We start from the raw sequence: 429 nt of genomic DNA, 5'->3' as shown, positions 1-429 counted from the left end.
GAAGGGAGTAACGCTTATCATGAATCAAGTCATGAATATTATTTCATCTCTATTTGAGCCATTAACAAAAATAGAAACATATGAAAACATTGCAACTAAAATCGCTATGATTGTTATTTATATTATCGTAGCCCTCATAGTTATTAAAATACTGAATAAAATGATTGAACAGGGATTTAAGATTCAAAATAAGAGTAAAAAGAGTAACAAAAAGCGATCTAAAACTTTAATATCTCTTGTTCAAAATGTAGTGAAGTATATCGTTTTGTTTATAGTTATTACGACGATTTTAAGTAAATTTGGCATTAGTGTTGAAGGTGTTATTGCAAGTGCTGGTGTCGTAGGTTTAGCAGTAGGTTTTGGTGCTCAAACCATTGTTAAAGACGTTATTACTGGATTTTTCATTATATTTGAAAGTCAATTTGATGT

General features: G+C 29.1%; 1 pseudogene. It reads left to right on the top strand.

From position 1 onward, the window contains the following. Positions 1–19: 19 nt before the first annotated feature. Positions 20–429, top strand: a pseudogene (locus HZY83_RS03180) (mechanosensitive ion channel domain-containing protein); the annotation flags it as partial.

The organism is Gemella sp. GH3, from assembly GCF_013415425.1.
Classification (GTDB): domain Bacteria; phylum Bacillota; class Bacilli; order Staphylococcales; family Gemellaceae; genus Gemelliphila.
Note: the sequence above shows the minus strand (reverse complement) of the source record. Positions and strands in the feature narration are given on the sequence as shown.